At 71.9% G+C, this 25,451-nt stretch carries 25 protein-coding genes; 15 read left to right on the top strand and 10 right to left on the bottom strand.

What is annotated here, in order from left to right; genetic code table 11:
* The first annotated feature begins 16 nt into the window (after positions 1–16).
* Positions 17–727: a DUF4191 domain-containing protein gene (locus OG521_28640; protein WUW24518.1), complete on the top strand. Its 711-nt coding sequence runs from the start codon at positions 17–19 to the stop codon at positions 725–727.
* Positions 728–851: 124 nt separating this feature from the next.
* Here the strand turns inward: OG521_28640 and OG521_28635 are convergent, their stop codons facing one another.
* Positions 852–1,319 carry an RDD family protein gene (locus tag OG521_28635; GenBank protein WUW24517.1) on the bottom strand — a complete coding sequence of 156 codons (468 nt, stop codon included), beginning with the start codon at positions 1,317–1,319 and terminating at the stop codon, positions 852–854.
* Positions 1,320–1,595: 276 nt separating this feature from the next.
* On the opposite strand from OG521_28635, the gene glnA reads away from it, so the two are divergent.
* On the top strand, positions 1,596–3,005 hold the full coding sequence (gene glnA, locus OG521_28630; protein WUW24516.1) for a type I glutamate--ammonia ligase: 1,410 nt from the start codon (positions 1,596–1,598) through the stop codon (positions 3,003–3,005).
* A 148-nt stretch (positions 3,006–3,153) separates the two neighbouring features.
* Here glnA and OG521_28625 read toward each other — a convergent pair whose 3' ends face one another.
* Both OG521_28625 and OG521_28620 read right to left on the bottom strand, forming a co-directional pair.
* Positions 3,154–3,606, bottom strand: coding sequence for a GNAT family N-acetyltransferase (locus OG521_28625; protein WUW24515.1), 453 nt, complete (start codon positions 3,604–3,606; stop codon positions 3,154–3,156).
* Positions 3,607–3,713: 107 nt separating this feature from the next.
* Positions 3,714–4,199: a hypothetical protein gene (locus tag OG521_28620; GenBank protein WUW24514.1), complete on the bottom strand. Its 486-nt coding sequence runs from the start codon at positions 4,197–4,199 to the stop codon at positions 3,714–3,716.
* Between the two features lie 134 nt (positions 4,200–4,333).
* On the opposite strand from OG521_28620, the gene OG521_28615 reads away from it, so the two are divergent.
* On the top strand, positions 4,334–4,786 hold the full coding sequence (locus OG521_28615) for a hypothetical protein (protein ID WUW24513.1): 453 nt from the start codon (positions 4,334–4,336) through the stop codon (positions 4,784–4,786).
* 57 nt (positions 4,787–4,843) lie between these two features.
* On the opposite strand, the gene OG521_28610 is transcribed toward OG521_28615, so the two are convergent.
* Positions 4,844–5,113 carry a hypothetical protein gene (locus OG521_28610; GenBank protein ID WUW24512.1) on the bottom strand — a complete coding sequence of 90 codons (270 nt, stop codon included), beginning with the start codon at positions 5,111–5,113 and terminating at the stop codon, positions 4,844–4,846.
* 119 nt (positions 5,114–5,232) lie between these two features.
* On the opposite strand from OG521_28610, the gene OG521_28605 reads away from it, so the two are divergent.
* Positions 5,233–5,592 carry an arsenate reductase family protein gene (locus OG521_28605; protein ID WUW24511.1) on the top strand — a complete coding sequence of 120 codons (360 nt, stop codon included), beginning with the start codon at positions 5,233–5,235 and terminating at the stop codon, positions 5,590–5,592.
* Positions 5,593–5,625: 33 nt separating this feature from the next.
* Here the strand turns inward: OG521_28605 and OG521_28600 are convergent, their stop codons facing one another.
* Entirely contained in the window at positions 5,626–6,504 is an 879-nt protein-coding gene (locus tag OG521_28600) for an alpha/beta hydrolase (protein WUW24510.1), read from the bottom strand.
* Positions 6,505–6,575: 71 nt separating this feature from the next.
* Here OG521_28600 and OG521_28595 point away from each other — a divergent pair, with 71 nt between their 5' ends.
* A complete protein-coding gene (locus tag OG521_28595) occupies positions 6,576–7,031 on the top strand; it encodes a MarR family transcriptional regulator (GenBank protein WUW24509.1) in 456 nt (151 codons plus the stop codon).
* Positions 7,032–7,059: 28 nt separating this feature from the next.
* Here OG521_28595 and OG521_28590 read toward each other — a convergent pair whose 3' ends face one another.
* The gene (locus OG521_28590; GenBank protein WUW24508.1) at positions 7,060–7,968 is read right to left on the bottom strand and encodes a Gfo/Idh/MocA family oxidoreductase; all 909 of its coding nucleotides are present in this window, start codon (positions 7,966–7,968) and stop codon (positions 7,060–7,062) included.
* Between the two features lie 210 nt (positions 7,969–8,178).
* Here OG521_28590 and OG521_28585 point away from each other — a divergent pair, with 210 nt between their 5' ends.
* The 4 genes from OG521_28585 to OG521_28570 all read left to right on the top strand — a co-directional run bounded on the left by OG521_28585 (position 8,179) and on the right by OG521_28570 (position 12,970).
* Positions 8,179–9,636 (top strand): hypothetical protein, encoded by a 1,458-nt coding sequence (locus tag OG521_28585; protein WUW24507.1) that lies wholly within the window; start codon positions 8,179–8,181, stop codon positions 9,634–9,636.
* Positions 9,633–10,772, top strand: a complete 1,140-nt coding sequence (locus OG521_28580) for a hypothetical protein (GenBank protein WUW24506.1) — start codon at positions 9,633–9,635, stop codon at positions 10,770–10,772. The genes OG521_28585 and OG521_28580 overlap by 4 nt, the downstream gene beginning before the upstream one ends.
* Before the next feature lie 132 nt (positions 10,773–10,904).
* Entirely contained in the window at positions 10,905–11,939 is a 1,035-nt protein-coding gene (locus tag OG521_28575; protein WUW24505.1) for a glutamine synthetase beta-grasp domain-containing protein, read from the top strand.
* Between the two features lie 404 nt (positions 11,940–12,343).
* The gene (locus OG521_28570) at positions 12,344–12,970 is read left to right on the top strand and encodes a winged helix-turn-helix domain-containing protein (GenBank protein ID WUW24504.1); all 627 of its coding nucleotides are present in this window, start codon (positions 12,344–12,346) and stop codon (positions 12,968–12,970) included.
* Between the two features lie 62 nt (positions 12,971–13,032).
* Here OG521_28570 and OG521_28565 read toward each other — a convergent pair whose 3' ends face one another.
* Positions 13,033–15,171 (bottom strand): MMPL family transporter, encoded by a 2,139-nt coding sequence (locus OG521_28565; GenBank protein ID WUW24503.1) that lies wholly within the window; start codon positions 15,169–15,171, stop codon positions 13,033–13,035.
* A 237-nt stretch (positions 15,172–15,408) separates the two neighbouring features.
* On the opposite strand from OG521_28565, the gene OG521_28560 reads away from it, so the two are divergent.
* Both OG521_28560 and OG521_28555 read left to right on the top strand, forming a co-directional pair.
* A complete protein-coding gene (locus OG521_28560; protein WUW24502.1) occupies positions 15,409–16,677 on the top strand; it encodes a sensor histidine kinase in 1,269 nt (422 codons plus the stop codon).
* Entirely contained in the window at positions 16,662–17,309 is a 648-nt protein-coding gene (locus OG521_28555) for a response regulator transcription factor (protein WUW24501.1), read from the top strand. Before OG521_28560 ends, OG521_28555 begins: the two co-directional genes overlap by 16 nt.
* Here the strand turns inward: OG521_28555 and OG521_28550 are convergent.
* Complete coding sequence (locus OG521_28550) at positions 17,306–18,970, bottom strand: alpha-L-fucosidase (GenBank protein WUW24500.1); 1,665 nt, start codon at positions 18,968–18,970, stop codon at positions 17,306–17,308. The two genes, OG521_28555 and OG521_28550, sit on opposite strands and share 4 nt — an antisense overlap.
* A gap of 144 nt (positions 18,971–19,114) precedes the next feature.
* The gene (locus OG521_28545) at positions 19,115–19,606 is read right to left on the bottom strand and encodes a MarR family winged helix-turn-helix transcriptional regulator (GenBank protein ID WUW24499.1); all 492 of its coding nucleotides are present in this window, start codon (positions 19,604–19,606) and stop codon (positions 19,115–19,117) included.
* A gap of 69 nt (positions 19,607–19,675) precedes the next feature.
* On the opposite strand from OG521_28545, the gene OG521_28540 reads away from it, so the two are divergent.
* Positions 19,676–20,224, top strand: coding sequence for a carboxymuconolactone decarboxylase family protein (locus OG521_28540; GenBank protein ID WUW24498.1), 549 nt, complete (start codon positions 19,676–19,678; stop codon positions 20,222–20,224).
* A 106-nt stretch (positions 20,225–20,330) separates the two neighbouring features.
* The gene (locus tag OG521_28535) at positions 20,331–21,845 is read left to right on the top strand and encodes a DUF1996 domain-containing protein (protein WUW24497.1); all 1,515 of its coding nucleotides are present in this window, start codon (positions 20,331–20,333) and stop codon (positions 21,843–21,845) included.
* Between the two features lie 49 nt (positions 21,846–21,894).
* Here OG521_28535 and OG521_28530 read toward each other — a convergent pair whose 3' ends face one another.
* Positions 21,895–22,371 (bottom strand): hypothetical protein, encoded by a 477-nt coding sequence (locus OG521_28530; GenBank protein WUW24496.1) that lies wholly within the window; start codon positions 22,369–22,371, stop codon positions 21,895–21,897.
* A gap of 128 nt (positions 22,372–22,499) precedes the next feature.
* Here OG521_28530 and OG521_28525 point away from each other — a divergent pair, with 128 nt between their 5' ends.
* Both OG521_28525 and OG521_28520 read left to right on the top strand, forming a co-directional pair.
* Positions 22,500–24,446 carry a hypothetical protein gene (locus OG521_28525; protein ID WUW24495.1) on the top strand — a complete coding sequence of 649 codons (1,947 nt, stop codon included), beginning with the start codon at positions 22,500–22,502 and terminating at the stop codon, positions 24,444–24,446.
* A 99-nt stretch (positions 24,447–24,545) separates the two neighbouring features.
* Positions 24,546–25,451 (top strand): metal-dependent hydrolase, encoded by a 906-nt coding sequence (locus OG521_28520; GenBank protein ID WUW24494.1) that lies wholly within the window; start codon positions 24,546–24,548, stop codon positions 25,449–25,451.

Genomic DNA, 25,451 nt, shown 5'->3' with positions numbered 1-25,451 from the left:
ACGTAAACTTCATTGCATGGCGAGGAAGGCAAACACCACTGAAGGCGCGGACAGCGCCGAGAACGCGGGGCGGCTCAAGCAGATCGCCCTGACCTACAAGATGACCAGGCGGACCGACTCCAAGATCGGTCTTGTCGTCGCGGGTGTGGGAATCGTCACCTTCGGTGTCCTCCTCGCGATCGGTTTCTTGATCGACCACCCGATCTACGTGGGCATTCTGGGCTTCGTGCTCGCCCTCCTCGCGATGGCGATCGTCTTCGGGCGACGTGCGGAGCGGGCGGCCTTCGGGCAGATGGAGGGACAGCCCGGTGCCGCGGCGGCGGTGCTGGACCGCGTGGGCCGCGGCTGGACCACGACGCCGGCGGTCGCGATGAACCGCAGCCAGGACGTCGTCCACCGGGCCGTGGGCAAGGCGGGCATCGTGCTGGTGGCCGAGGGCAACCCGAACCGGGTGAAGGGCCTGCTGGCGGCCGAGAAGAAGAAGATGGCCCGCATCGTGATCGACGTACCCGTGCACGACATCATCGTCGGCAATGACGAGGGTCAGGTGCCGCTCAAGAAGGTGCGCACCAAGATGCTGAAGCTGCCGCGCGTCCTGACCGGCCCGCAGGTGACGGCCGCCAACGACCGGCTGCGCGCGATGGGCGACCTGATGAGCAACATGCCGCTGCCGAAGGGCCCGATGCCGAAGGGCATGCGGATGCCGCGCGGCGGAAAGATGCGCTGACCCGGACGCCGGGCGGACCGGGAGTACGAACGAAGAGGGCGGGTCGCGAACCACAGGGTTCGCGACCCGCCCTCTTGCTGTGCGCCGCGGCCGGTCCAGTACGGACGGGGGCGCGGAGCCGAACTCAGCTGCGGACCTGGACGGCGCGGGCCACCCGGTCGTGCAGTCCGCGGCCGTCGCGGTCCCAGACCAGGGCCGGGATCACCAGGCACAGCAGCACGCTGCGCGCCAGGACCCGTCCGGCCCCCAGGCGCCCGCCGCCCTCGGCGACCACCTTGATGCCCAGGAGACGCTTGCCGGGCGTGCAGCCGATGGTGCCGACGGTGAGCACACTCAGTACGAGGAAGATGCCGAGCGCCCAGTTGCCGGCCGCCTGCTGGTCACCGCGAGCGAACAGCCCGTATGCGATCAGCATGCACAGCGCCCAGTCGACGAAGATCGCGCCGAAGCGGCGGCCGAGGGGCGCCATGGCCCCGGGTCCCTGCTCGGGCAGCCCGAGCCGCTTTCCGCGGTAGCCGAAGTCGGCGCCCATCTCCTCGGCGGCCGCACGCGGCCCGGAGAGCCACGATCCGATTGCTTGCCTGTTGTCCACCCGACCACGGTACTGCGCCCGCCTCCGGAGCCTGCCGTCCGGGGCCCGCCACCACCCCGGACACCGCACCGAAACCGGTCCGGAATCCGCCCGGAACGGGCCGTCGCGGCCCCCACGAGGTGCCGGTCACACCCGGCTCGGTTAACTTCGGCGAAACAAATGGGTCATGCTTGAGAAATCCGGTCTGCCTATGGTCGGGTCCAGCGTGTGCCACCGCACTGGCCACACAACGAGCTGCAACCCCGTCCCGCCCGGGCCGGGAGTAGGAGGAGTTGGATGTTCCAGAACGCCGACGACGTGAAGAAGTACATCGCCGACGAAGACGTCAAGTTCATCGACGTCCGGTTCTGCGACCTGCCCGGTGTGATGCAGCACTTCACCATCCCGGCGGCGGCCTTCGACCCGACCGAGGAGCTCGCCTTCGACGGCTCGTCGATCCGAGGCTTCCAGGCCATCCACGAGTCCGACATGGCGCTCCGCGCGGACCTGTCGACCGCCCGTGTCGACCCGTTCCGCCGCGACAAGACCGTCAACATCAACTTCTTCATCCACGACCCGATCACCGGCGAGCAGTACAGCCGTGACCCGCGCAACGTGGCCAAGAAGGCCGAGGCGTACCTCGCCTCCACCGGCATCGCCGACACCGCGTACTTCGGCCCCGAGGCCGAGTTCTACGTGTTCGACAACGTCCGCTTCCAGACCTCGGCGAACGAGTCGTTCTACCACATCGACTCCGAGGCGGGCGCCTGGAACACCGGGTCGACGGAGAACAACCGCGGCTACAAGGTCCGCTACAAGGGCGGTTACTTCCCGACCCCGCCGGTCGACCACTTCGCCGACCTGCGTGCCGAGATCTCCCTGGAGCTGGACAAGAACGGCCTCCAGGTCGAGCGCCAGCACCACGAGGTCGGCACCGCCGGCCAGGCCGAGATCAACTACAAGTTCAACACGCTGCTCGCCGCGGCCGACGACCTGATGCTCTTCAAGTACATCGTGAAGAACGTCGCCTGGCGCAACGGCAAGACCGCGACCTTCATGCCGAAGCCGATCTTCGGCGACAACGGCTCGGGCATGCACGTCCACCAGTCCCTGTGGGCCGGCGGCGACCCGCTGTTCTACGACGAGCAGGGCTACGCGGGCCTCTCGGACATGGCGCGCTACTACATCGGCGGCATCCTGAAGCACGCCCCGTCGCTGCTGGCGTTCACCAACCCGACGGTGAACTCCTACCACCGCCTGGTCCCCGGCTTCGAGGCCCCGGTCAACATGGTCTACTCGCAGCGCAACCGCTCCGCCGCGATGCGCATCCCGATCACGGGCTCCAACCCGAAGGCCAAGCGCGTCGAGTTCCGCGCCCCGGACCCGTCGTCCAACCCGTACCTCGCCTTCTCGGCCCTCCTGATGGCCGGCCTGGACGGCGTGAAGAACAAGATCGAGCCGGCCGAGCCGATCGACAAGGACCTCTACGAGCTGGCTCCCGAGGAGCACGCCAACGTCCAGCAGGTCCCGACGTCCCTCCCGGCCGTCCTGGACGCCCTGGAGGCGGACCACGAGTACCTCCTCGCGGGCGGCGTCTTCACGTCCGACCTGATCGAGACGTGGGTCGACTTCAAGCGGACGAACGAGATCGCCCCGATCCAGCTGCGCCCGCACCCGCACGAGTTCGAGCTGTACTTCGACCTCTAAGCCGCGAGGCCACGAGGCCGGGCGGACCTGGCGTTCGTTCCACTGCCACGGTGCCACCTGCGCACATATGCCGGAGGGCCGTTACCCCGACGCCGGGGTGACGGCCCTCCGGCATGTCCGCACCCCGGGCCCGGCCGGGACCACGGGTCTACCCCCGCGCCGCCCCCTCACCGAGCGGCTTGGCGTACCAGTGCTCCGCCTTGCCGTGTCCGTCGTAGGGGCCGGTCTCCCGGTAGCCGTGCGCCGTGTACAGGGCCCGCGCCTCGGTGAGTTCGGTGTTGGTCTCGCACACGATGCGGGAGGCGCCCAGCCTGCGCGCCGCCGCCTCGACGGCGCGGAGCAGGCCGCGCCCCAGGCCCGCCCCGCGTCCTGCCGGGCGTACGAACATGCGCTTCAGCTCCGCTGTCGCCGGGACGCCCGGCAGCAGCCGGACCCCGGCGTATCCGAGGATCTCGCCGCCGGCGTCACGGGCGACGAGGAACGTGCCGTCCGGCGGGCCGAGACCGCTGTGCGGATCCTCGTCGATCACCCGCCGGAGCTCCCCCTCCGTGACCGGGCGGCCCAGCACCCGCAGTCCCATCTCGCGGAAGTACTGCGCCATCAGCTCGTCCACACCCGTGCCGGTGACGGGTTCCTTCGTCGATCGTCCACGCAGGCATGCACGTCATGGTCCGAGCCTCGCCCGCGGTTGTCCACAGGCCGGCGCGGTCAGTGCCGCAGCGCCTTGCCGACTTCGATACTGACGTCCCCGTCGAGCTTGCGGTTGCTGCGGGCCGTCGCGTCCTTGGTGCCCTTGGAGGCCACGTCGTCGACCGTCACCACGACCGTGTCGAGCAGATTGCCGTTCGGGTCCTTGAAGTTGACCTGCACCGCGTAGGTCTGCTTCGAGCCGGTGCTGTTCGTCACGGTGATCTTCGAGGTGACGTGGCCGTCCTTGTCGGTGGCCGGGGCGCCCGCCTTCACGTCGCCGCCCGCGTTCACGCCGTCCTTGAAGTCGTTCAGCTTGTCGCCGGCTGCGGCCGTCGCCGATGCGACCACGTCGGCGCCCTGCGAGGCCACCGACGCGGCCGCCGACGCCGCCTTGGACACCGTGCTGGACGCGCTGTCCCCGTCGTCCGAGCAGGCCGTCGCCGCCGTTGCCAGGGCCATCGCCACCAGCACCGCGCTCGCGCCCCGTACGCCTCGACTCGTCATCGTGCCTCCCAGCACTCGTCCGTCGCCCCAAGTCAAGGCGGCGGCGGGTGGGGGCGCATGCGGTGTAGGCCGGACGGGTGAGCGGGCCGGGCGGTGGGGTCGCGGAGCGGGGGCGGACGGCCGAGGCTGGGGGGATGACCGAGCAGGCTGCGCACGACGAACCGGCCCCGACGGCCCCGCAGCCACCGCCGCCGCGGCGGCGGCTGTGGCCGTGGGTGGTGCTGCTGATCCTCGTGCTGCTCGCCCTCGCCGCCGGTGCCGTCTCCGCGGTGCTGTCCCGTGAGGTCGCGGCCGAGGGCTCGCGGACCGTGCACATCCGGTACGAGGTCACGGGCGCGGCCGAGGACGTGACGCTCACGTACAGCACCTGGCGGGACGAGGAGCTGTCGACCGGGCGGCTGACCCTGCGGAGTCTGCCGTGGGCCGGGGAGCTGGACACCAAGGGCTTCATGAGCGGTGGTTCGTTCGTCGTCCGGCTCGGGAAGTCGGGTGGCGAGGTGGCCTGTTCGGTGACGGTGGACGACGGCACCCGGCGCACCGCCAGGGCCTCCGGCGCGTTCGCCACCGCCGCGTGCGACGGGTTCTGAGACGCGGCCGCGCCCCCGGTCGTCCGGGGGCGCGGCCCTGGGCGGCAGGGGTGGGTGTCAGCGGCCGTAGCGGATGAGCGCGCGGACCATGCGGCAGGTGGTGTCGGACGGCGGGTGGATGCCGAGGCGCTCGGCGGTCGTGCTTATCCGGGCGTTGCTCGCGGTCGACGGGTAGTAGACGCCCGTGTCGAGCAGGGCGATCGCCAGCCGCATCGCCTTCAGCCGGCGATTGTGGGAGACGTACCACTCACGGGGACGGCCGGCGGGGAGCGGCTTCTTCTTCAGGGGTGTGTGGAGCGGCTTGGTCGTGACTGCGGCAACGGCCATTGGCAACCTCCTGGCGCGGTGGTGGAACCCTCACGAACTACCCCCATTTTACTGCCCCCCACTGACAATCGCCCCTGGCCAGAGGGGTTTTCGGGGGTCCATCCCGTACCTTTGGCCCCATGGAGATCTGGATCAATCCCGCCTGTTCCAAGTGCCGCAGCGCGGTGCGGCTGCTCGACGCGGAGGGCGCCGACTACACCGTCCGCCGCTACCTGGAGGACGTGCCGTCGCCGGACGAGATCCGGGCCGTGCTCGACCGGCTGGGTCTTGAGCCGTGGGACATCACGCGCACACAGGAGGCGGACGCGAAGGAGCTGGGTCTCGGGGAGTGGCCGCGCGACGCGGACGCCCGGGAGCGGTGGATCGCCGCGCTCGCCGGCCACCCGAAACTGATCCAGCGCCCGATCATCACCGCCGAGGACGGCACGGCCGTGGTCGCGCGCACGGATGAGGCGGTCCGGGACGCCCTGGGGCGCTGAGCCGAGGGGTCAGAGGGGGCTCGCGGACGCGTCCTAGCGGGCCGGGCCGTCGAGGAACCGCAGCATCCTGCGGTTCAGCTCGCCCGCCGCCGGTTCGTGCAGCGGCAGCGCGTGGTGCGAGACGCCGGGCAGTACGACCGTCTCGGCCCGCGGCAGCAGCCGCTTCACCGCGGTGGCGACCCGGGGCGTGTCCTGGGCGCGGCTCTCTTCGGCGAGCAGGATCAGGGCCGGTACGCCGAGGGCGCGCAGGGCGTCGGCCGACGGGCGGGGTCCGGTGACCGGCCGGACCGCCGGGAGGCCCGCCGCCGCCTCGCGCAGTCGCAGCCAGGCCGGGTCCAGCGGGGCGTGGCCCGTCTCCCAGGCGAGGAAGGCGCGCGTGCGGGCGGCGTCGGGACGCAGCAGCATCGGGAGCGCGTGCAGAAGGTAGCCGGGACGGAAGCCGGCGAAGCAGCCGGTCGGGTCGACGAGGACCAGCTTCCGGAGCCGGTGAGGTGCGTGCAGGGCGTACTGGAGGGCGATCCAGCCGCCGTAGGAGTGGCCGCACAGGGCGGCGGGTCCGGCGTCGAGGGCGTCCAGGACCGCGTCGAGCCAGCCGTGCAGATCCGCCGGGGTCCGGATCGGGCGCTCCCCCACCGTGCTGCGGCCCGGCTCGCCCACCAGGTCGACGGCGTGGACCCGGTGGCTGCGGCCCAGGCTCGCGGCCTGGGCGTACCAGACGGTGGAGGTCGCGCCCCCGCCGGGGAGCAGGAGCAGCGGCGGGGCGTCCTCGGGACCGCAGCTGTTGAGGTGGGTGGTGCCGTACGGGGTGGAGACCGCTGTCGAGGCCGTGCCGGCGGGCCACTCGGTGGCCAGGATCTCGTCGTAGGCCGTGCGGAAGGCGTCGGAGGCGGACACGGACGCGGTGCGTTTCATGGGGTGCTCCCTGAGCTCCGTACCTCTGCATATTATCTCGCTGAGCGAGATAATAGAGCGAGGAGCCGCACATGAGCGAGCAGGGGACCGAGATGGAGATCATCCATCTGCTGCGCAGGGTCACGGTCGAATTCGGTCTGCGCCAGGCCGAGTTCGCGGCCCGGCACGGTATGCATCCCACCGATGTGCGGGCCCTGGTCTGTCTGCTCGACGCCGAGCGCGGCGGGACCGGTTTCACGGCCGGCCGGCTCGGCGCCGAGCTGGGGCTCAATTCGGCCGGGACCACGTCGCTCATCGACCGGCTGGAGCGCCTGGGCCATCTGACGCGTACCCGCGACCCCGAGGACGGGCGGCGGGTGCTGCTGGGCGTGACCCCGCAGGCGGTGGAGCTGGGGTGGGCGGCGTTCGGGCCGATGATCGGGAGCGCGGTGGCGCTGCTGCGGGAGTTCGACCCGGGCGAGGCCGCCGCCGTGCGGCGGTTCCTGCACGGCTTCCACGCCGCGGTGTCGGAGCCGGGGCGGGAGTGACACTCCCGGCCCGGCTCGGCCCCGGGGCCTACGCCCCCGCCTGTGCCTCGGCCTCCGCGAGCAGTTCGGTCAGCCGGAGGCCGAACCGTACGTCGCAGGGGTGCGCCTCCCCCGTGCGCACCGATTCGATCAGCGCGTCCACCGCTGCCCGGAACGCGCCGACGGCGCCGTCCCACCGGGGCAGTCCGACGACGCCGTGCTCGCCCCGGAGCGCGATGCCCACGCCGGCCGCGGCCGCGGGTGCGGCCAGGGTCAGAGTGACCGTGCTGGAGGCGCCGGAGGTGTGGCGCAGGACGAGGTGGTGGGTGTCGGCGGGGCCGCGGGCCGCGGTCAGGGAGGTGACGTCGCCCAGTACCGGGATGAGGACCGAGAGCGCGTGCGGGCCGACGTCCCAGAGGCCGCCCTTCTCGTGGCGCCAGGGGGACGCGGCGTACTCACTGTCGGCGCCGGGGGCCCACAGGGCGCCGATCCACTCGGCGTGGGCGGTGAACCAGCCGCCCGCCGCGTGCTGTTCGGTGATCCAGGCGGCGGTCTCCGGTGCGAAGCGCAGGGTGCAGAAGACGATCGAGCCGACCCGGGCCTGTTCGGCCGCCTCGGCCACCTGACGGGCGCCCTCGACGGTGGTGGCCACCGGCTTGTCCATCAGCAGGTGGCAGCCGGCCGCCGCGGCGCGGGCGGCCAGGGGGGCCTGGACGTCCGGCGGCAGCGCGAACGCGACGGCGTCGCTCGTGGCGAAGAGCTCGTCGAGCCCGGCGTCGCCGGTGTACGCCTCGGTGCCGTGCGCGGCGGCCAGCTCCCCGGCGGCCTCGGCACGGCGGCCCCACACCCCGCTCAGCACGGCGCCGGGGTGGGCGGCGAGGGCGGGGGCCTGGGTGTTACGGGCCCAGGGGCCCGTACCGACCAGGCCGATGCGCAGGGGGGTCACGGATGTCGTCATGGGACCAGTGTGCCCGGTGCGGCACCGGGGCCGTTCGAATCCGGTGGCGGGGCGTGCGGGCGGGCGGTTACGTTGGCGGGGCCGGCCGCGGGACTCCGGTGCGACTTCCGGGACTTGCCTCTGAAGCAAATATTTCGCTGCTCGCGCCCCCATTCCCCGGCCGGCTTCCGCCTGCGCGTACCGCCTCGCGGACACCACGGGGGATTCATCATGACGACCGAGACCTTCGCCGAGGACGTGCTCCTCTTCGTCAACGCGGCGGTCACCGCGACCGGCCAGCGCGAGTTCCACTCGGCCGCGGGCCGGCAGCAGCTCTCGCTGGACTTCCTGCACGAGTACGTACGGGTCAACTACCGCCGGGTGTACGCCGCCTCACTGGCCCTGGACATCAACGACCACAACGCCGTGCGCATCGTGCAGGGGCTGCTGGAGTACGCCTCCGAGGCCTCGCCGGCGGAGAAGCGCGCCGAGGGCCGGCTGATCGCCGCCCGGCTGGCGAAGCTGCCGCCGCAGCGGGTCTACCGGCTCTTCCGCGGGCTGCGCGCGGCCAAGGTCAACAACCGGCGCACCCGCGCGATCATGCGGGACTGGCTGGCCGCCCGGCCCGATCCGGCGCACGACGCGGTGAAGTACCGCGCGGGGCTGAGGACCGCGGTGCGCCACGCCCATCTCCCGCTCGACGACGGCGCCGCTCCGGCCGGTGAGCTGGGCGCCTTCCTCTTCCGGCCGGGGAAGCTGCCGCGCTACCGGCACGGGCTGCTCGACGCCTGGCGCCGCGCGCACTACGAGCAGGGCGCCGTCGCCGAGCTGCCGTTCACCGTCGCCGAGGGCTTCGCCGCCCGGCACGGCATGAAGCGTGCCGCGTTCCTGGAGCGGATGGCACCCCGGATGACGCGGCTGGAGCGGCTGCGCACGCAGGGGCAGCGGGGCGGGGCCGCCCCGCAGGAGCGTGCGGCGGGCACCGATCTGACCGTGATGCCGCTGACCCGGCTCGCGCTGTACGTCCTCTCCCTCGACGCGCCCGCACGTCTGCGTCACCGCGACGAGCTGACGCTCGCCCTGCGCACCGCCGCCCGCCGCGCGGCGGGCCCGCACGCCGGGAGGTGGGGGCGGGTCGCCGCCGTGCTCGACGACAGCTACTCCTCGTCCGGCTCGGGCGAGAAGCGGCGCCGGCCGCTCGCCGTGGCGCTGGCCTGCCACTTCCTGCTGGAGGCACTCGCCGCGCCCGGCGCGTACGCCCCGCTGTGGACCAGCGGTGCGCGGGATCCGCTGCTGGTCAGGCCATGGGGGCCGACCCCGCTCGGCCTGCGGGTGCTGGACGCGCTGGAGCACGGTCCGGAGCGGCTGGTCATCGTCTCGGACGGCTGGGACAACGCCCCGCCGGGACTCGCGGGCGAGGTGCTGCGGGTGTGGCGGACCAGGCTCGATCCCGGCCGGAGCACCTCTGTGGTGCATGTGAACCCTGTATACGACGCGGACGGTTTCGACGTCCGGCGGCTGTCGCCGGGGGTGCCGACGGCCGGAATCCGGGACGCGGAGGACCTGCCGGCACTGGTGGAGATCGCGCAGTTCTCCGAGGGGCGCACCGGCCCCGCCGAGCTGTACGCGTACCTGGACCGGCAGGTCGCCCGGTTCGTGACCGCCGCCCCTTCGGGAGGACCGCTGTGAACAGGCTCGAACTGACCGGTCTCACCACCGGCCCGTCGCAGGTGTGGGGCGGCATCCGGCTCGTCCCTCTGGTCCGCGAGGCCCCCGTGGCCGGGCTCCGGCTGGGGCGGGAGGTCTACGAGGGGTACGGGAGCGGTGTGGTGGAGGTGGGTCCGCGGACGCACTACACCTCGTACATCCCGCACGGACTCGTCGCGGACTGGTCGGGCGAGGGCACGGACAGTGCCGCGTACGGGACGCAGCTGGCCGGCCGGGACGGGACCGGCTCCCCCGGCTCCCCGCCCAGGACGCTCACGCTGCCGCGCCACCGCCACCACCGGCTGGCCAAGCGGCAGCCCGGGAACCGGCTGCGCTTCCTGCCGCAGCACCTGGCGATGGAGGGTTATCTCGCGCTGCACTTCGGCGGGCCGTCGACCGCCTGGGAGGAGTGGTCGCGCCAGGCGCTGCGCGACGGGCTGTCGCCGCGCGAGGAGGACGCGTACCTGGGATGGTCGGTGCGCGGACTCGGCGACGCGCTGCGGACGTTCGAGATCCATCCCGGCCAGTGCGGGGTGATGGTGTACGCGGCCGACGCGCTCGCCGCCGCCTTCGTGGTGCCGCACCCCGACGACTACCGGCTGCTGCACCCGACGCTCGTCCAGGACCTGTACGGGGAGCTGGTCCACCAGTACGCGATGTACGGGGCGCCGGTCGCCGCGTTCGGGGCCCGGATCGCGGACGGCCCCCATATGACGCTCGCCGGTCTCCGGGCCGCCGCGCGGGGGCAGGAGCGGGCGTGGAGCGAGGCGCACGACACGCTCTTCGCCCGGGAGCTGCTGGACACCTCGTACGGCTTCGACCGGGTGTACCGGATGGGGTCGTTCACGCTGTGGCGGTTCCTGCCGCCGTTCCTGCGCAACGGGGGCGGGCAGCACATCGGCGAGACGATCACCGACCACAAGGGCCGGGTCGCCTATCTGAAGACGTTCCGGCTGTCCGAGGCGCAGATCAGGCGCGGTCACCTGCTCCGGCGGCTCGCCGACGCGGACTGGGAGCTGTCGCGTGCGGCCGTGGCCCTGGGCACCGGCGAGACGGAGCTGACGCGGCGGATCCGGGACGCCGGCTTCGAGTCGCTGCTGCGGGACCGAGGCCGGTAGGGCGCCCCACGACCGGCCCGTCTTCCGCAGGAAACCTCGGTAACACGGGGTTCACACGAGGGCAACGGTCGGGAAATCGCGTCTTGCGAAGCTGCGCTGCATAGACCGCAGCACCCCCAAAGGATGGCTTCCGTGACGTTCAAGGCTGAGTACATCTGGATCGACGGCACCGAGCCGACCGCCAAGCTCCGTTCCAAGACGAAGATCATGCCCGGTACCCCGTCGTCCGACGTGGCGGAGCTGCCCATCTGGGGCTTCGACGGGTCGAGCACCAACCAGGCCGAGGGCCACGCCTCCGACCGGGTGCTGAAGCCGGTCTTCACCTGCCCGGACCCGATCCGCGGCGGTGACGACGTCCTCGTGCTGTGCGAGGTCTTCCACATCGACATGACCCCGCACGAGACCAACACGCGGGCCGAGCTGCGTCCGGTCGCCGAGCAGTTCGCCGGCCAGGAGCCGATCTTCGGCATCGAGCAGGAGTACACCTTCTTCGACGGCCACCGGCCGCTCGGCTTCCCCGAGGGCGGCTTCCCGGCCGCGCAGGGCGGCTACTACTGCGGCGTCGGCGCGGACGAGATCTTCGGCCGTGAGATCGTCGAGAAGCACCTCGACAACTGCCTGAAGGCCGGTCTGGCCATCTCCGGCATCAACGCCGAGGTCATGCCCGGGCAGTGGGAGTTCCAGGTCGGACCGGTCTCGCCGCTGGAGGTCTCCGACCACCTGTGGATCGCGCGCTGGCTGCTGTACCGCACCGCCGAGGACTTCAACGTCTCCGCGACGCTGGACCCGAAGCCGGTCAAGGGCGACTGGAACGGGGCGGGCGCGCACACCAACTTCTCCACGAAGGCGATGCGCGAGGGCTACGAGGCGATCATCACCGCGGCCGAGTCGCTCGGTGAGGGCTCGAAGCCGATGGACCACGTCAAGAACTACGGCGCGGGCATCGACGACCGGCTGACCGGTCTGCACGAGACCGCCCCGTGGAACGAGTACAGCTACGGCGTCTCCAACCGCGGCGCCTCGGTCCGTATCCCGTGGCAGGTCGAGCAGGACCAGAAGGGCTACATCGAGGACCGCCGCCCGAACGCCAACGTCGACCCGTACGTCGTCACGCGGCTGATCGTCGACACCTGCTGCACCGCGCTGGAGAAGGCCGACCAGGTCTGATCCCGCCGCACCGTCCGTACGAAGGGCGCCCTCCGCTCGGCCGGTGGGCGCCCTTCGGCGTGCCCGGGGCGCGCTGCGTCCCCAAATCACCGGGTCCGAGGGCGGGTTGAGGGGCCGGGGTGAGGAACGTAACGCAAAAGGTCCGTATCGACGGGTGAGAGAGGACTGCTCGACCGTCGTGTTCTCTGGTTCAATGGGGGCATGGCCAGCATCCAGCACACCTCGACAGGTCGCAGCGACCTCGAGCCTTTCTGGCCTTCCCGTCAGCACCACGACTTCGACCGGGTGTGTTGCCGCGCGTTGAACGCGCTGGCCCTCTAAAGCCGCTCACCCCGGTCTTCGGTCCGCGCGCACGAAGCAAGTCCGTCCACAGACGACTCCCTCGCGCGAAAGAGCTGACCCTCATGGCGAACACTCGTACCTTCTCCGCCGCAGCCGCTGCCACCGCAGCGCCGTCGGCGACCGCTGCGGCCGCCTCCGCCCGTCCCCTGTCCCCCAACCGGCACCGGCTCCGGGCCGTTGATCCGGACGAGGTCGTCCAGCCGGCCGATGTCTCCGCGTTCCTGACCCCGGGCGCCACCTGGCTGCCCGCGCCCCAGCACACGGTGCCGGCGCTGCCGGGCCGGCCTCCGATGGTCGGATACCTGGTGCTCGTCCCGGCCGACCAGCAGCCGGCCCTCGCGGCCGCGGCCGCCGGGGTCGCCAGGGCCGGCCGGTTCGAGGTGCCGGAGACCCTGGACGACCGGGGTGCCGGTCCGGTCCGGATCGACTCCGTCCAGCGCACCGCCGCGGTGAACGGGAACACGCTCGACCTGACCTACCTGGAGTTCGAGCTCCTCGCCCATCTGGTGGCGCACCCGCACCGGGTGCACACCCGCGACCAGCTGGTCACCACGGTCTGGGGGTACGGGCACGTGGGCGACGGGCGCACCGTCGACGTCCATGTCGCCCGGCTGCGCCGCAAGCTGGGCGTCGAGCACCGCCGGTCGATCCAGACGGTGCGGCGCGTCGGTTACAAGTACGCACCCTGAGACGGGCCGGAGGGGCCCTGTTCCGGCACGTTCCGGAACAGGGCCCCTCCGTGTGTCCGGGGTCAGCCGTGCAGGCCCGTCCCCACCGGGGCGGCCGCGGGAGCGGGCGCCTGCTCCGGCTCCTCGTGGTCCAGGCTCGGCAGCCGGGACAGTCCGCGCGGGGTCCGCCAGTTCCGCTCGCCCAGCAGCGCCATCACGGAGGGCAGCAGGACCATCCGTACGATCGTGGCGTCCAGCAGCACCGCGACGGCCAGGCCGACGCCCATCTGCTGCATGTCCTGCATGGACAGCGTCCCGAAGACCGAGAACACCGCCACCATGATCACGGCCGCTCCGGTCACCGCACCGGCCGTGCGCCGGATGCCCTCGTCGATCGCGGCCCGGGTGGAGAGCCCGCGGCCGTGGGCCTCGCGGATCCGGGAGACCACGAACACGTGGTAGTCCATCGAGAGTCCGAACAGGACGACGAGGACGAACAGCGGCATCCAGGACTCGATCGCGCCGACCCCCTCCGAGCCGATCAGCGAGGCACCCCAGCCGTGCTGGAAGACCGCGGTCATCACGCCGTACGCGGCGGCCACCGAGAGCAGGTTGAGCAGGATCGCGGTGACGGCGATGACGTAGCTGCGGAAGCAGAACAGCATCAGCAGGAAGGTCACCGCGGTGATGAAGAGGAAGACGGGCAGGATGCCGGCCTTCAGCTGGTCGTTGAAGTCCGTGGACCCGGCCACCTCACCGGTCACGTACGCGTGGGCGCCCGTCCCTTCGAACGCGGCCGGCAGCTTCTTGTCGCGCAGTTCGGTCAGATCGTCCTCGCCGCGCGGCATCGGGATCTCGATCTCGGCGACGTTCTGCGCCCGGTGGACGGTCACCTGGTCGAAGCCGGCGAGTGCCTTGCGCACACCGGGTGCCTCGATGTCGTCCGCCTCGACGACGACCTGGGCCGGGGCCGGGCCGCCGGGGAAGGTGTCGCTGATGTGCCGGTAGGCGACCGAGAGCTGGGAGTCGGAGCCGAACTGCTTCTCCAGGCCCAGTTCCTCGGTCTTCATGCCGAGCGCGGGCGCGGCCAGCACGAGCAGGACGACCGCGGAGACGGCGGCGAAGAACTTCGGCCTGGCCAGGACCGGCCGCAGGAGCTTGCCGGCGAGGCGGCCGCTCTCCTTCTTGCCGCGCTTGTTGCGCCGGTTCAGCAGCGGTACGCGTCCGGCGTCGATCCGGTCGCCCAGCCAGGAGAGCAGCGCGGGCAGCACGGTCACGGAGCCCATCATGGCGATGAAGACCACGATGATCGTGGCGATGGCGAAGCCCTTGAACAGCAGCAGTCCGGACAGGAACATGCCGGCCATCGCGACCATGACGGTCAGCCCGGACACCAGCACGGACCGGCCGCTGGTCGCCGCGGCGATCCGCAGCGCCGTCTCCGCGTCGCGCCCCGCGGCCCGCTCGTCCCGCTCGCGCCGCAGGTAGAAGAGGCAGTAGTCGACGCCGACGGCGAAGCCCATCAGGAACATCACGGAGTACGTGGTCTGGAAGAGGTGCAGTTGGTGGCTGGCGAGCGACAGCAGACCGAAGGCGGCCATGCACGCGGTCAGGGCGAGCCCGACGGGCAGCAGCGCCGCGACGACGGCGCCGAAGGCGACCAGCAGGATGCCCAGGGCCAGGGGTACGGCGGTGAACTCGGCCTTCTGGAAGTCGTCGGTCAGCAGGTCACCGAGCCACTTCCCGGCACTGGCGTCCCCGAACTGGTGGACGGTGACGTCCGTCCGTTCCTTCTGCACCCCGGACACGGCGTCCAGGACGGGCTGCACCCGGTCGGACGCGGTGGCCGCCTCGCCCTTCATCTCGAAGGTGATCAGGGCGTCCTTGCCGTCCTCGGAGGCGACCGGCTTCGCGAGGCCGGTCACCTCACCGGTCTTCCCGAGGGCCGTGGTCAGCTGCTGGGCCGCGGTCCGCCAGCCGTCCGGCTCGGCCGACGACACCATGACCATCTCGCCCGCCCGGTGGCTGAGGCCGGCGTCGGAGAGGATCTGCTCGGCGCGGGCCGAGTCGCCGGCGCCGTTCTCCGCGTCGGTCATCTCGACCATGCCGGACGCACCGCCGATGCCCGCTGCGAGCACGACGAAGAGCAGCCAGCCGAGAATGGCCGTCTTGCGATGGTGTGCGCTCCACACACCGATGCGTGCCGCGAGATTACGCCTCATGGCGTGTTCGCCCCCTGTGTTGGACGTTGGACTGGACACCCATGAATCTAGGAATCCGGGGCCCGCCGCCCCAGCCGCCGAAGCCCCCTCTTCCCGCGACGTAGGGCGAGGTCGCGGGGGTGGTGCTGGGTACACCCCGCCCGGGTGGCGAAACGGCTGCCGCCGCGGTCGCGGGAGAGGACAGACTGGGCGGGAACCGGGGCTGACACGAGCACCGGCAAGGGAAGAGGGACCGATATGAACAGGCCGACCGGACGGACAAGGGCCGCGCTGCTGGCCGCTGGGCGCGGGCTGGTGCTGTCGATCACCGCGTTGGCGGGGTCGGTCACGCTGTTCGTGCTGACGCTGGTCTCCATGGCCCTCATCCCGCTGGGTATCGGTCTCGTCACCACCCCCCAGATGCTGGCGGCGGTCCGCAAGCACGCCAACCAGCGGCGGCTGCTGGCCATCACCTGGTCGGACGTCCGCATCCCGGTCCCGTACCGGCCGCTGCCGAAGGATGTCCGCAGCGGTTTCACCGGGCAGGTGGAGCGGACCACGCTGATGCTGAAGGACCCGGCGACCTGGCGGGACATGCAGTGGCTGCTGGCCGATATGACGGCCGGCTCCGTGGTGGCGTTGCTGGCAGCAACGCTGATGATCTACCCGGTGGAGGGCTTCGTCCTGGCGGCCGGGCTGTGGCGGGTCTTCAGGGACGACACGTACTGGTACGCGTTCGTGCCGGTCGACAGCCAGGCGACGGCGCTCGTGGCCGCCGCGACCGGCGTGGCGTTCTTCGCGGTCGGTGTGGCGCTGAGCGAGCGGCTGCTGCGGACCCACTTCGTGATCGCGCGCTCGCTGCTGGCTCCGACGCACGAGCAGGAACTGGCCCTGCGCATCGACCGGCTGACCGAGACCCGGCACGAGGCGGTCGACACCGCCGCCTCGGAACTGCGCCGCATCGAGCGGGATCTGCACGACGGGGCGCAGGCCCGGCTGGTCGCCATGGGCATGAACCTGGGCACCATCGAGGCGCTGATCGAGAAGGACCCGGCGCAGGCGAAGAAGCTGCTTGCGACGGCCCGCGAGTCGTCGGCGGAGGCGCTCACGGAACTGCGCGACCTGGTGCGGGGCATCCATCCGCCGGTTCTCGCCGAGCGTGGGCTCGGGGACGCGGTCAAGGCGCTGGCGCTGCGGCTGCCCATCCGGACCGAGGTCGATGTGGAGCTGAGCGGGCGTGCGGACGCCCCGGTCGAGTCGGCCGCGTACTTCGCGGTCAGTGAGCTCCTGACGAACGCGGCGAAGCACTCGGGCGCCGACAGGATCTGGGTGGACGTGCACGACGCCGACGGGCATCTGCGGATCTCCGTCACGGACAACGGAAAGGGCGGCGCCGAGACCGGAACGGGCTCGGGCCTGAGCGGAGTCGAACGCCGACTCGGTACATTCGACGGCATCATGGCCGTCAGCAGCCCCGCGGGCGGTCCCACCATGGTGACCATGGAGATCCCTTGCGAGTTGTCCTAGCCGAAGATCTCTTCCTGCTGCGCGACGGCCTGGTCCGCATGCTGGAGGCGTACGACTTCGAGATCGCGGCCGCCGTCGAGACCGGGCCCGAACTCACCAGAGCCCTCGCCGAGTTGAAGCCGGACGTCGCTGTCGTCGACGTCCGGCTTCCGCCGTCCCACACGGACGAGGGGCTGCAGTGCGCGCTGGCCGCCCGGCGGGCCAGACCCGGCCTGCCGGTGCTCGTGCTCTCCCAGCACGTCGAGCAGTTGTACGCGCGCGAGCTGCTGGCGGACGGCAACGGTGCCATCGGTTATCTGCTCAAGGACCGGGTCTTCGACGCCGACCAGTTCATCGACGCGGTGCGCCGGGTCGCCGCCGGCGGCACCGCGATGGACCCGCAGGTCATCTCGCAGCTGCTGTCGCGGCGTTCGCAGGACAAGCCGATGGGCGGGCTGACGCCGCGCGAGCGGGAGGTCATGGAGCTGATGGCCCAGGGCCGTTCGAACGCGGCGATCGCCTCGCAGATGGTGATCACGGAGCGGGCGGTGGCCAAGCACACCTCGAACATCTTCGGGAAGCTCGGCCTGCCGCCGTCCGACGACGACAACCGCCGCGTTCTGGCCGTACTCGCCTACCTGGACCGCGGTTAGCGCGCGGTGGTGAGGTGCAGGGTGGTGGCGCCCAGGTGCGGCTTCGCCCTGGATTCCAGCACCTTGACCCGGACCGCGCCGGCCGTGACGGCCGCGGGCAGCGGCAGGATCCGCTCGTGCCCGATGGTGGTGCCCTCCGCGATCCGCTGCCACGTTCCGTCGATCCGGGCCTCGACCGCGAACTTCTCCACCCGCTGTCCGTGCCGGATGTCCTCGCGGACGGCGACCCGGTCGAAGGTGTACGGGCCGGGGCCCTGCTTGCGCACGTCGGCGCCGTAGACCCGGCGCACGTCGGCGCCGTAGGCGGTCAGGGACGCGACGTCAGCGGCGGCGATCCGGCCGTCCGGCGCGGGCGGGACGTTGAGCAGGAGCGAGGCGTTGCGGCCGACGCTCTTCTCGTACAGGTCCATCAGCTGCGCGGGGGTCTTGGGCTTCTCGTCGGGGTGGTAGAACCAGCCGGGCCGGTTGGAGACGTCGGCCTCGGCCGGGTACCACTGGAGGTAGTTGATGCCCGGTTCGAGGAGCCTGCCCCTGGACCCGATGTCGGGGTCGGTGGAGTCGTTGGGGAGGCTGCCGAGGCCCGTCCACGGGTCGGTGACGTGCGGGGTGACGCTCCACTCGGTCTCCCGGGCGACGCCTGACTCGTTCCCTACCCAGCGGACGCCCTGCGGGCCCTGGAAGACGACGGTGTTCGGCGACAGCGCCTTGACCATGTCGAACCACTGCTTGACGTCGTACTTCTGGGTGATGCCGGAGCCGGACCAGGGGTTGGCGCCGTCCAGCCAGAGTTCCTCGACCGGGCCGTACTGGGTGAAGATCTCGTACAGCTGGTTCAGGTAGTACGCGTCGTAGTCGTCGGCCTTCACCTTGAAGGTGGGCAGCTTGCCGCTCCGCACCCGGGCGGCGCGGTCGTCACCGGGGACGAGGGTGGGGATGGTGCGCTCGGTGACGGCGCTGCCGTTGCCGAAGCGGCCTTGGCCGGCCGGGGCGCGGTCGCCGTCCTCCAGCGCCATCCGCTCGGGCAGGCTCAGCGGCTTGCCCTCGGCCTGCTTGGCGCGGATGGTCTCGACCCACTCGGCGTGCCAGGCGTGCGGGAGTTCGGCGCCGTCGGAGGGCGAGAGGTAGAGGCCGACCTTGAGGCCCGCCTTGCGGGCGGCCTTCACATAGGCGGCGACGACATCGGGGCTGCCGGGGCTGAGGGCGACCGAGTGATCGGTGTAGCGGCTCGGGTAGAGGACGAACCCGTCGTGGTGCTTGACCGTGAGCATGACCTGTTCGACGCCCGCGGCCTTGTAGGCGCGCATCCACTGGTCGGCGTCGATGCTCTTCGGCGCGAAGAGCTTCTCGTCCTCCGTGCCGGAACCCCACTCGCGGCCGGTGAAGGTGTTCATCCCGAAGTGCGTGAAGGCGGTGACCTCCCGCTGCTGCCAGGCGAGCTGTCCCGGTGTGGGGACGATGTTCGCCGCCTTCTCGATGATCCGGCCGGGGCTGTCGCAGGACTCGACGGTCATCTGCGAAGCGGGTCTCACGGGCGCGCCGCACGGAGCGGCCGACGGTCCGGTCCGGGCGTCCGCGGACTGCTGCGCCGTGGCCTGTACGGGGACGAGCGCGGCGGCCGCCGCCAGTGCGAGCGCGCTGAGCACATGGGTGCGTCGTGCCATGGTTCCCTCCCATTCCCGACCACGAGTGGTCGGATCTCTTGGGTGCCGACGCGTGCATGGTGCCGCAATGAGTGGCCCACGGGAAGGGTGTGCGCTACATACGTCCTATCTCTCGCCGCTAAAGTCCAAGCCCGGTCGCACCGTTCAGCCGTTGAACCAGGCGGCCATGTCGAGCCGGAAGGCGTCCGGTCCCGCCATGGCGCGCAGGTCGGCCTCCATGGCGCGGACGCGCTCGGCCCCGAGCACCCGCATCCACTCGGCGCGCAGCCGGTCGAAGCCCTCGGCGGACCGGACCAGCATGTCGACGCCGCGCGGGGACAGCCGGACCAGCTTGCGGCGGCCGTCCTGCGGATCGTCGAGGCGTTCGACGTATCCGAGGGCTTCGAGCTTCTCGACGGTCTTCCCGGCGGCCTGTTTGGACACCCCCAGCCGCCGGCCGATCTCACTGGCGGTCGACCCGCCCCGGCCCACCGCCTGGAGCGCGTACCCGTACGCGGGACGCATGTCGGGGTGACCCTGCTCGGCCAGTTCGCGGTGCAGGCCGTCGATGACCGAACGGAATCCGGCGAAGAGCAGCAGGGGCAGCTCGAAGCCCGCCCCGTCATCGGCGGGGGCACCGTCCGCACGCTCAGCCATTGCGAAACTCGACAACCTGGTTTACCTTTTCGTCAATCACGTTGTCGAGTTTATCGCGAGAGGCCAGCCATGTCCGCCACCGCATTCCCCGATCTCACCCCCGCGTCCGCCCCCGCCGCCGCCCGTCCCGCCATGGCGGCCGTCGCCGAGAAGCAGGGCTACCTGCCCACCGCGGTTGCCCGGCTCGCCTCGTCCCCCGAGGTGCTCAACGGCTTCCTGAGGATGAGCGCGCTCTTCGAGTCGACGACCCTGGACCCGCTCTCCCGCGAGGTCCTGATCATGACGGTGGCGGTCCGCAACGGCTGCCACATCTGCGTGGCCATGCACACCGCGAAGCTCACCGCCCTCGCGGCCGACGCCGGCCTCATCACCGCACTCCGCGACGGCACCGGCCCGCTCCCGGACGAACGGCTGGAGGCCGTCCGGCAGTTCACCCTCGCCGTCATCGCGACGAGCGGGGCCGTCGACGAGGCGACGCTCCAGTCCTTCCGCTCGCACGGGTACACCTCCCGCAATGCGCTGGAAGTGGTCCTGGGTATCGGCACCTACACCCTGTCGACCCTGGCCAACCGGATGACGGATGCCCCGATCGATCCCCAACTCGCGCAGTTCGCCTGATACTTGCCGACCAAAGATTCCGTGGCCCGTTGAACGGGACGCGGACCGGCGCCGTATGGAACGTCACGCTTCTCCCCCGCGAAGCCTGAGGAGTCCGAGGAGTTCCATGGGACGCACATCGCGCAAGAAACGCTCCACCCTGGCCAACCGGGCGATCATCGCCTCGGCCGCACTGATCCTGGGCGGGGGTGGGCTGGCCGCGGTCAACGTCTACGCCTCTGCGGGCGAGGGCTCGTCCGGCCCGTCCCACGGCAGGAACTGGCAGCCGGTCCGGCAGGCGTCGACCATCGACTGCCCCGAGGTGGTCAACGAGATCCCCGAGGTTCCCGGTCCGGCCCGGGCGGAGGTCGACCGTGAACTGGCCGCCATGGACACCCAGATCACCGACGCCTACCGGGAGTTCGCCGACCGCAGGGACAGCATGGCCCGGGATCCCGACCTCGCCCGGAACGCCGTGCTCGACCCGCTGAAGGCCCGGCGCACCGCCAGCATCGACCGCATCGTCACCGCGATCGGCCGCAGCGGCCAGCGCCCGCGGGGGCTCGGCTCACTGGCCCCGTGCAGCATGCGCGCGGACGACGAACCGCAGGCCCCCGGGCAGGAGGCGTCCCAGGACCCGTCACAGAAACCATCCCAGGACCCGTCGCAGAACCCCGGGAGCGACGGGCCCGACGACGGCCAGGGTCAGGACCAAGGACAAGACCAGGGCCAAGGTCAGGGACAGGGACAGACCGGCAACGGTCCCGAGGACTCCGACTTCGTCGACATCCGGTCCGTCCAGCCGAACGTCGACCGGCCGGCCCGGCTCCGCGGCGCCTCGCGCGGCACCTTCACCACCGAGTGCGGGCGCAACCAGAACGGGAAGTTCAACCCGGACAACGTCATCGCCGCGCCCGGCGTCAGCAACGGCGCCCACCACATGCACGACTACGTGGGCAACCAGGCCACCGACGCCTTCTCCGGCGACGACGACCTGGCGGCCGGTGACACCACCTGCCGCAACCAGGGCGACCGGTCGACGTACTACTGGCCCGTGCTCCGGCTTCAGGACGGCACGGCGGAGAACGACGCGGACGCCGACGGCGGCGGCAGGGACCAGAACACTGGGGCGATCCAGACGCCGTCCCAGGTCACGCTGAAGTTCGCCGGGAACCCCACCGGGAAGGTCACGGCCATGCCGCGCTTCCTGCGCATCATCACCGGCGACGCCAAGGCGCTCACCAACGGCGACGCCAATGCCAACGCCTCCTGGAGCTGCACCGGATTCGAGGACCGGCAGCTGAAGGACAAGTACCCGATCTGCCCGGAGGGCAGCCAGGTCGTGCGGTCCTTCGCCTTCCAGAGCTGCTGGGACGGACAGAACACCGACAGCGCGAACCACCGCACGCATGTGGCGTTCGCGCAGGACGACGGGCGGTGCCAGGACGGCTTCAAGGCCATTCCGCAACTGGTCCAGCGCATCGTGTACGACGTGCCGCCGGGGCCGGGATTCGCCGTCGACTCCTTCCCGGAGCAGTTGCACAAGCCGGTCACCGATCACGGTGACTTCATCAACGTCTTCGACGACAAGCTGATGCGGAAGGTGGTGAGCTGCATCAACGACGGGCGCAAGTGCCGCTGAGGGCCACCTCGCCGGTGTACCGCCCTCCCGGCTCCCCCCGCCTGCGCGGTCAGCTCCCGCGGTGACCGGAGTGTTCCGTCTCGCTCCCCCCACTGCCACCACTTCCCGAGTGGTGCGGCGAGGCGGTCTCCACCGTCCCCCCGAGCCGGCCGCGCAGTGCCGCGATCACCGTGGCGTCCGAGACGGCCACCCATCTGCGGCCGACCAGGTACGCGCCGCCGTAGTCGTTGGCCTCGTTGATCCACTCCCGCTGGCCGCGGTCGGTGGCGAAGGTGGCGAGGACGTACCGTCCGTCGTCCGTGGTGCAGTTGGCCTGCCGCAGCTCCTGGGCGTCGGTCTGGAGCTTCGGCTCGCAGTGGGCCCGGGCGGCGAGTTCCTCCAGGGTGCCGGTGGCGGTCGGCGGGATCTTCGTCCCGTCGCCGTCATCGGTGCATCCCGCGAGCAGGGCCAGACCGGCGCAGCCGGCCACGACGGCGGCGAGGCACCGCGCGTCCCGTATCCTTCGCGTCCCGCGCCGCATCACCATCCGGCCATCGTGCCGCGTCGGTGCACGTCCTGGCAGCCGAACGGGAGAAGGCCGGGATCGCCCCGGGCGGGGCAGGCCGTCGGCACTCCCCGGAGTGACCATCGCACGATTCGCTCGTTCTGCTGAATGTGCGCCCACTGCCAGAGGTACCGTCAGCCGTCGCCCCGGTCGATGCGGAGCACGGGGCCGCGCTGCTCGAGCACTACCCGCGGCTGGTCCGGCTCGGCTATCTGGTCCTGCCGCAGACGCCGAGCCGCGGCCGGCGCGTCCTGGCCGCCCACGCCCTGGCGCAGCGGTCGCTCCAGGCGGCCCGCCGGGCCGGGCTCCCGGACGCCGGCTCCGTCCCGCCGCCCCGCCGTCCCGGACGCGCTGCGGTGGCCGATCCCGGCTACGCGTACGTCCGGTTGCAGGTACTGCGCGGCGCGCTGGCCGCAGGGCGGCCGTTACGTCTGCGGGCCCGGCCGCACCGTGCCCAGTTGCCGCCCCTCCTTCCGCTGGTGTGGGGTCTCCGGCTGTTCCCGCACTCGGGCGGTGCCGATGAAATCGCCCTGGAGGAACGGCTTTCGGAGCTGAGCGGTGCGGGGCGTGCCGCGTTCGTGCTGCGGGGTCTGGAGGGGCTGGCGGACGGGGAGGTCCGGCGGGAGCTGGCGGATGCGGGGGTGGCCGATCCGCATGCGGCGCTGACGGAGGCGGACGGGGTGCGGGCGCCGTACGCGCTGCTGGGCTCGCCCGGGTTCGACCCGTGCTCGTTGCAGGCCCGGCCGCCGGATCTGCCGCGCCGCCGCAGATACGCCCGCGCGGCGCTGGCCGCCGTCGCAGCGCTGTTCGTGTGCGGGGCGCTGCTGGGTCTGCCCGGCGACGGCCTGGGCCGCGGCAGCCTGACCGCCCCGCCCTACGCACTCAACCCGGCCGCCGAACAGGCCCTGGACCCGGCAGCGCTGCGGGTGGTGCCGGCGACGTTCTGGGAGCGTTCGCCGCGCACCGACTTCACCGCCTGGCCCACCCGGGGCGACCGCACCGAGGACACCCGGCTGCTGCGGCGGGCGCTGACGGTGTGGGCGCGGCCCGGCGGCGGTGTGCGGACGTCGGCGACGCCGCGGACCCCGGTGGGACCGCCGATGGGGGCGCCGCAGCTGCTGTACGCGGGCGAGGTCGGGGCTTCGGCGGTCGTGCTGTTCCACGACGGGCTGCGCGTCGTGCGGTACGCGGAGGCGCGCAACGCCGATCCCGCGGAGGGGGCGGCCCTCGACTTCGCCCGGGTCGACGGGGCGGACGTCACCTCGGCGGGCGCCCTGGTCGTGGACCGGGCCCGGGACGGGGTCCGCTATCTGACCGCTCCCTGGGTGCGGCAGGTGCGGGTCCGGGATCTGCTCGCGCCGCAGCGGGCGCCGCACGCGCTGCACCGCTCCTCCGACGGGGTGACCGGCCCGCTGGCGGACCCGGCGGCCGGCTCCGGCTGCCGGTCCTGGACGGCACTCGAACTGTCCGACGCCACGGCGGTGCGGCTGGTGACGGATCTCGGTGAACTCGCCCCGGCCCGGCTGACCTCGGGCCCGCCGGCGACACCGCACGACGTCTCGGGGCACGCGGAGCACGAGAGCTGGGCGCGGACCGCCTGCCTGCTGAAGGCGGTGCGCTCGCACGGTGTGCGGACGGTCAACTCCTGGACGTACGCGACGCAGTCGCTGCCCGAGGGCGGCGGTGCGGCCCAGTGGCTGTGCACCCGGGCGGAGACCTGGCGGGGCACCGGGAGCCGGGTCCTCGCCCAGTTCCAGGCCCCGTCCGCGCGGCCGCCCGGCAGCAGGCCGCCCGGGGCGGTCGCGGCGCGCGCCGAGGACTCCCCGGCGTGCGGGGCGCGTACGCCCCGGGTGCTGGCGGGCGTGCTGTGGAAGTCGCACGGCGGCCGGTGGTACGTACTCGCGGCGGGCAGCCGTCAGTTCACCTCGCTGACCACCTCGGGCGGGGTGGCGGGCCGCGCGCGGGGGCGGCTGCTCGCGGTGCCGGCCCGGGCGGGCGACCGGGCGCAGCTGAACGGGCGGCTGGCGGACGGCAGCCGGGTCGGGGCGCTGCACTGAACGTGGCCGAGCGGATGCCGCGGGGGCGGCCGGGGAGTCGTCCGGGATTTTCGTCGCACGCCCCTGTTCCCCGGGCTTACCCCTCAGTACATTGACAACATGTCTAACACGCAGCCAGCGGCGGTCGCGTCGGAGTGGACCCCGCTCAAGGCCCGCCGGGTCTCCTTCGCCTGGGACAGGACGCCCCTGCACTGGGTACCCGGCGACCCGTTCACCACGCACACCATCAACGTGCTCCATCTGCTGCTCCCGGCGGGGGAACGCTGGTTCATCCACGTCTACCGCCAGGTGCTCCCGTACATCCACGACGAGCAACTGCGCCAGGACGTCATCGGGTTCATCGGGCAGGAGGCGATGCACTCCCAGGCCCACGACGACGTGCTGCCGCACCTGCGGGAGCTCGGGCTCGACCCGACGCCGTACACCGCGCAGATCGACTGGTTCTTCGAGAAGCTGCTCGGCGACCGGACGCTGCCGCCCGGCAGGGCGCGCAAGTGGTGGCTGATGGAACGGGTGGCGACGATCGCGGCGATCGAGCACTACACCGCGTTCCTCGGCGACTGGATCCTGAACGCCGACGCACTGGACCGGCGGGGCGCCGATCCCACCATGCTGGACCTGCTGCGCTGGCACGGCGCGGAGGAGGTCGAGCACCGCTCGGTCGCCTTCGACGTGTTCATGCACGTCGACGGCGGTTACCGGCGGCGGGTGCGGACCTGGGCGACGGCGTTCTCCGCGCTGGCCTTCCTCTGGCAGCGCGGCGCCCGGTTCTTCATGGAGAACGACCCGAGCCTGCTGGACGGCAAGGCGTCCTTCGGGCAGTTCTACCGCAGCGGCCGCCGCGGCACCCTGCCCAGCACCCCGTCGATGCTGCGGTCCATCCCGCGCTACCTGAGCCGCGGTTACCACCCCTCGCAGGAGGGCAGCACGGCGCAGGCCGTCGACTATCTCGCCCGTTCGCCCGCCGCGGTCGCGGCCGAGGCCCGTACGACGGAAGCCCGTTGA

Origin of the sequence: Streptomyces sp. NBC_01463 (assembly GCA_036227345.1) — a bacterium.
GTDB lineage: Bacteria > Actinomycetota > Actinomycetes > Streptomycetales > Streptomycetaceae > Streptomyces.
Note: the sequence above shows the minus strand (reverse complement) of the source record. Positions and strands in the feature narration are given on the sequence as shown.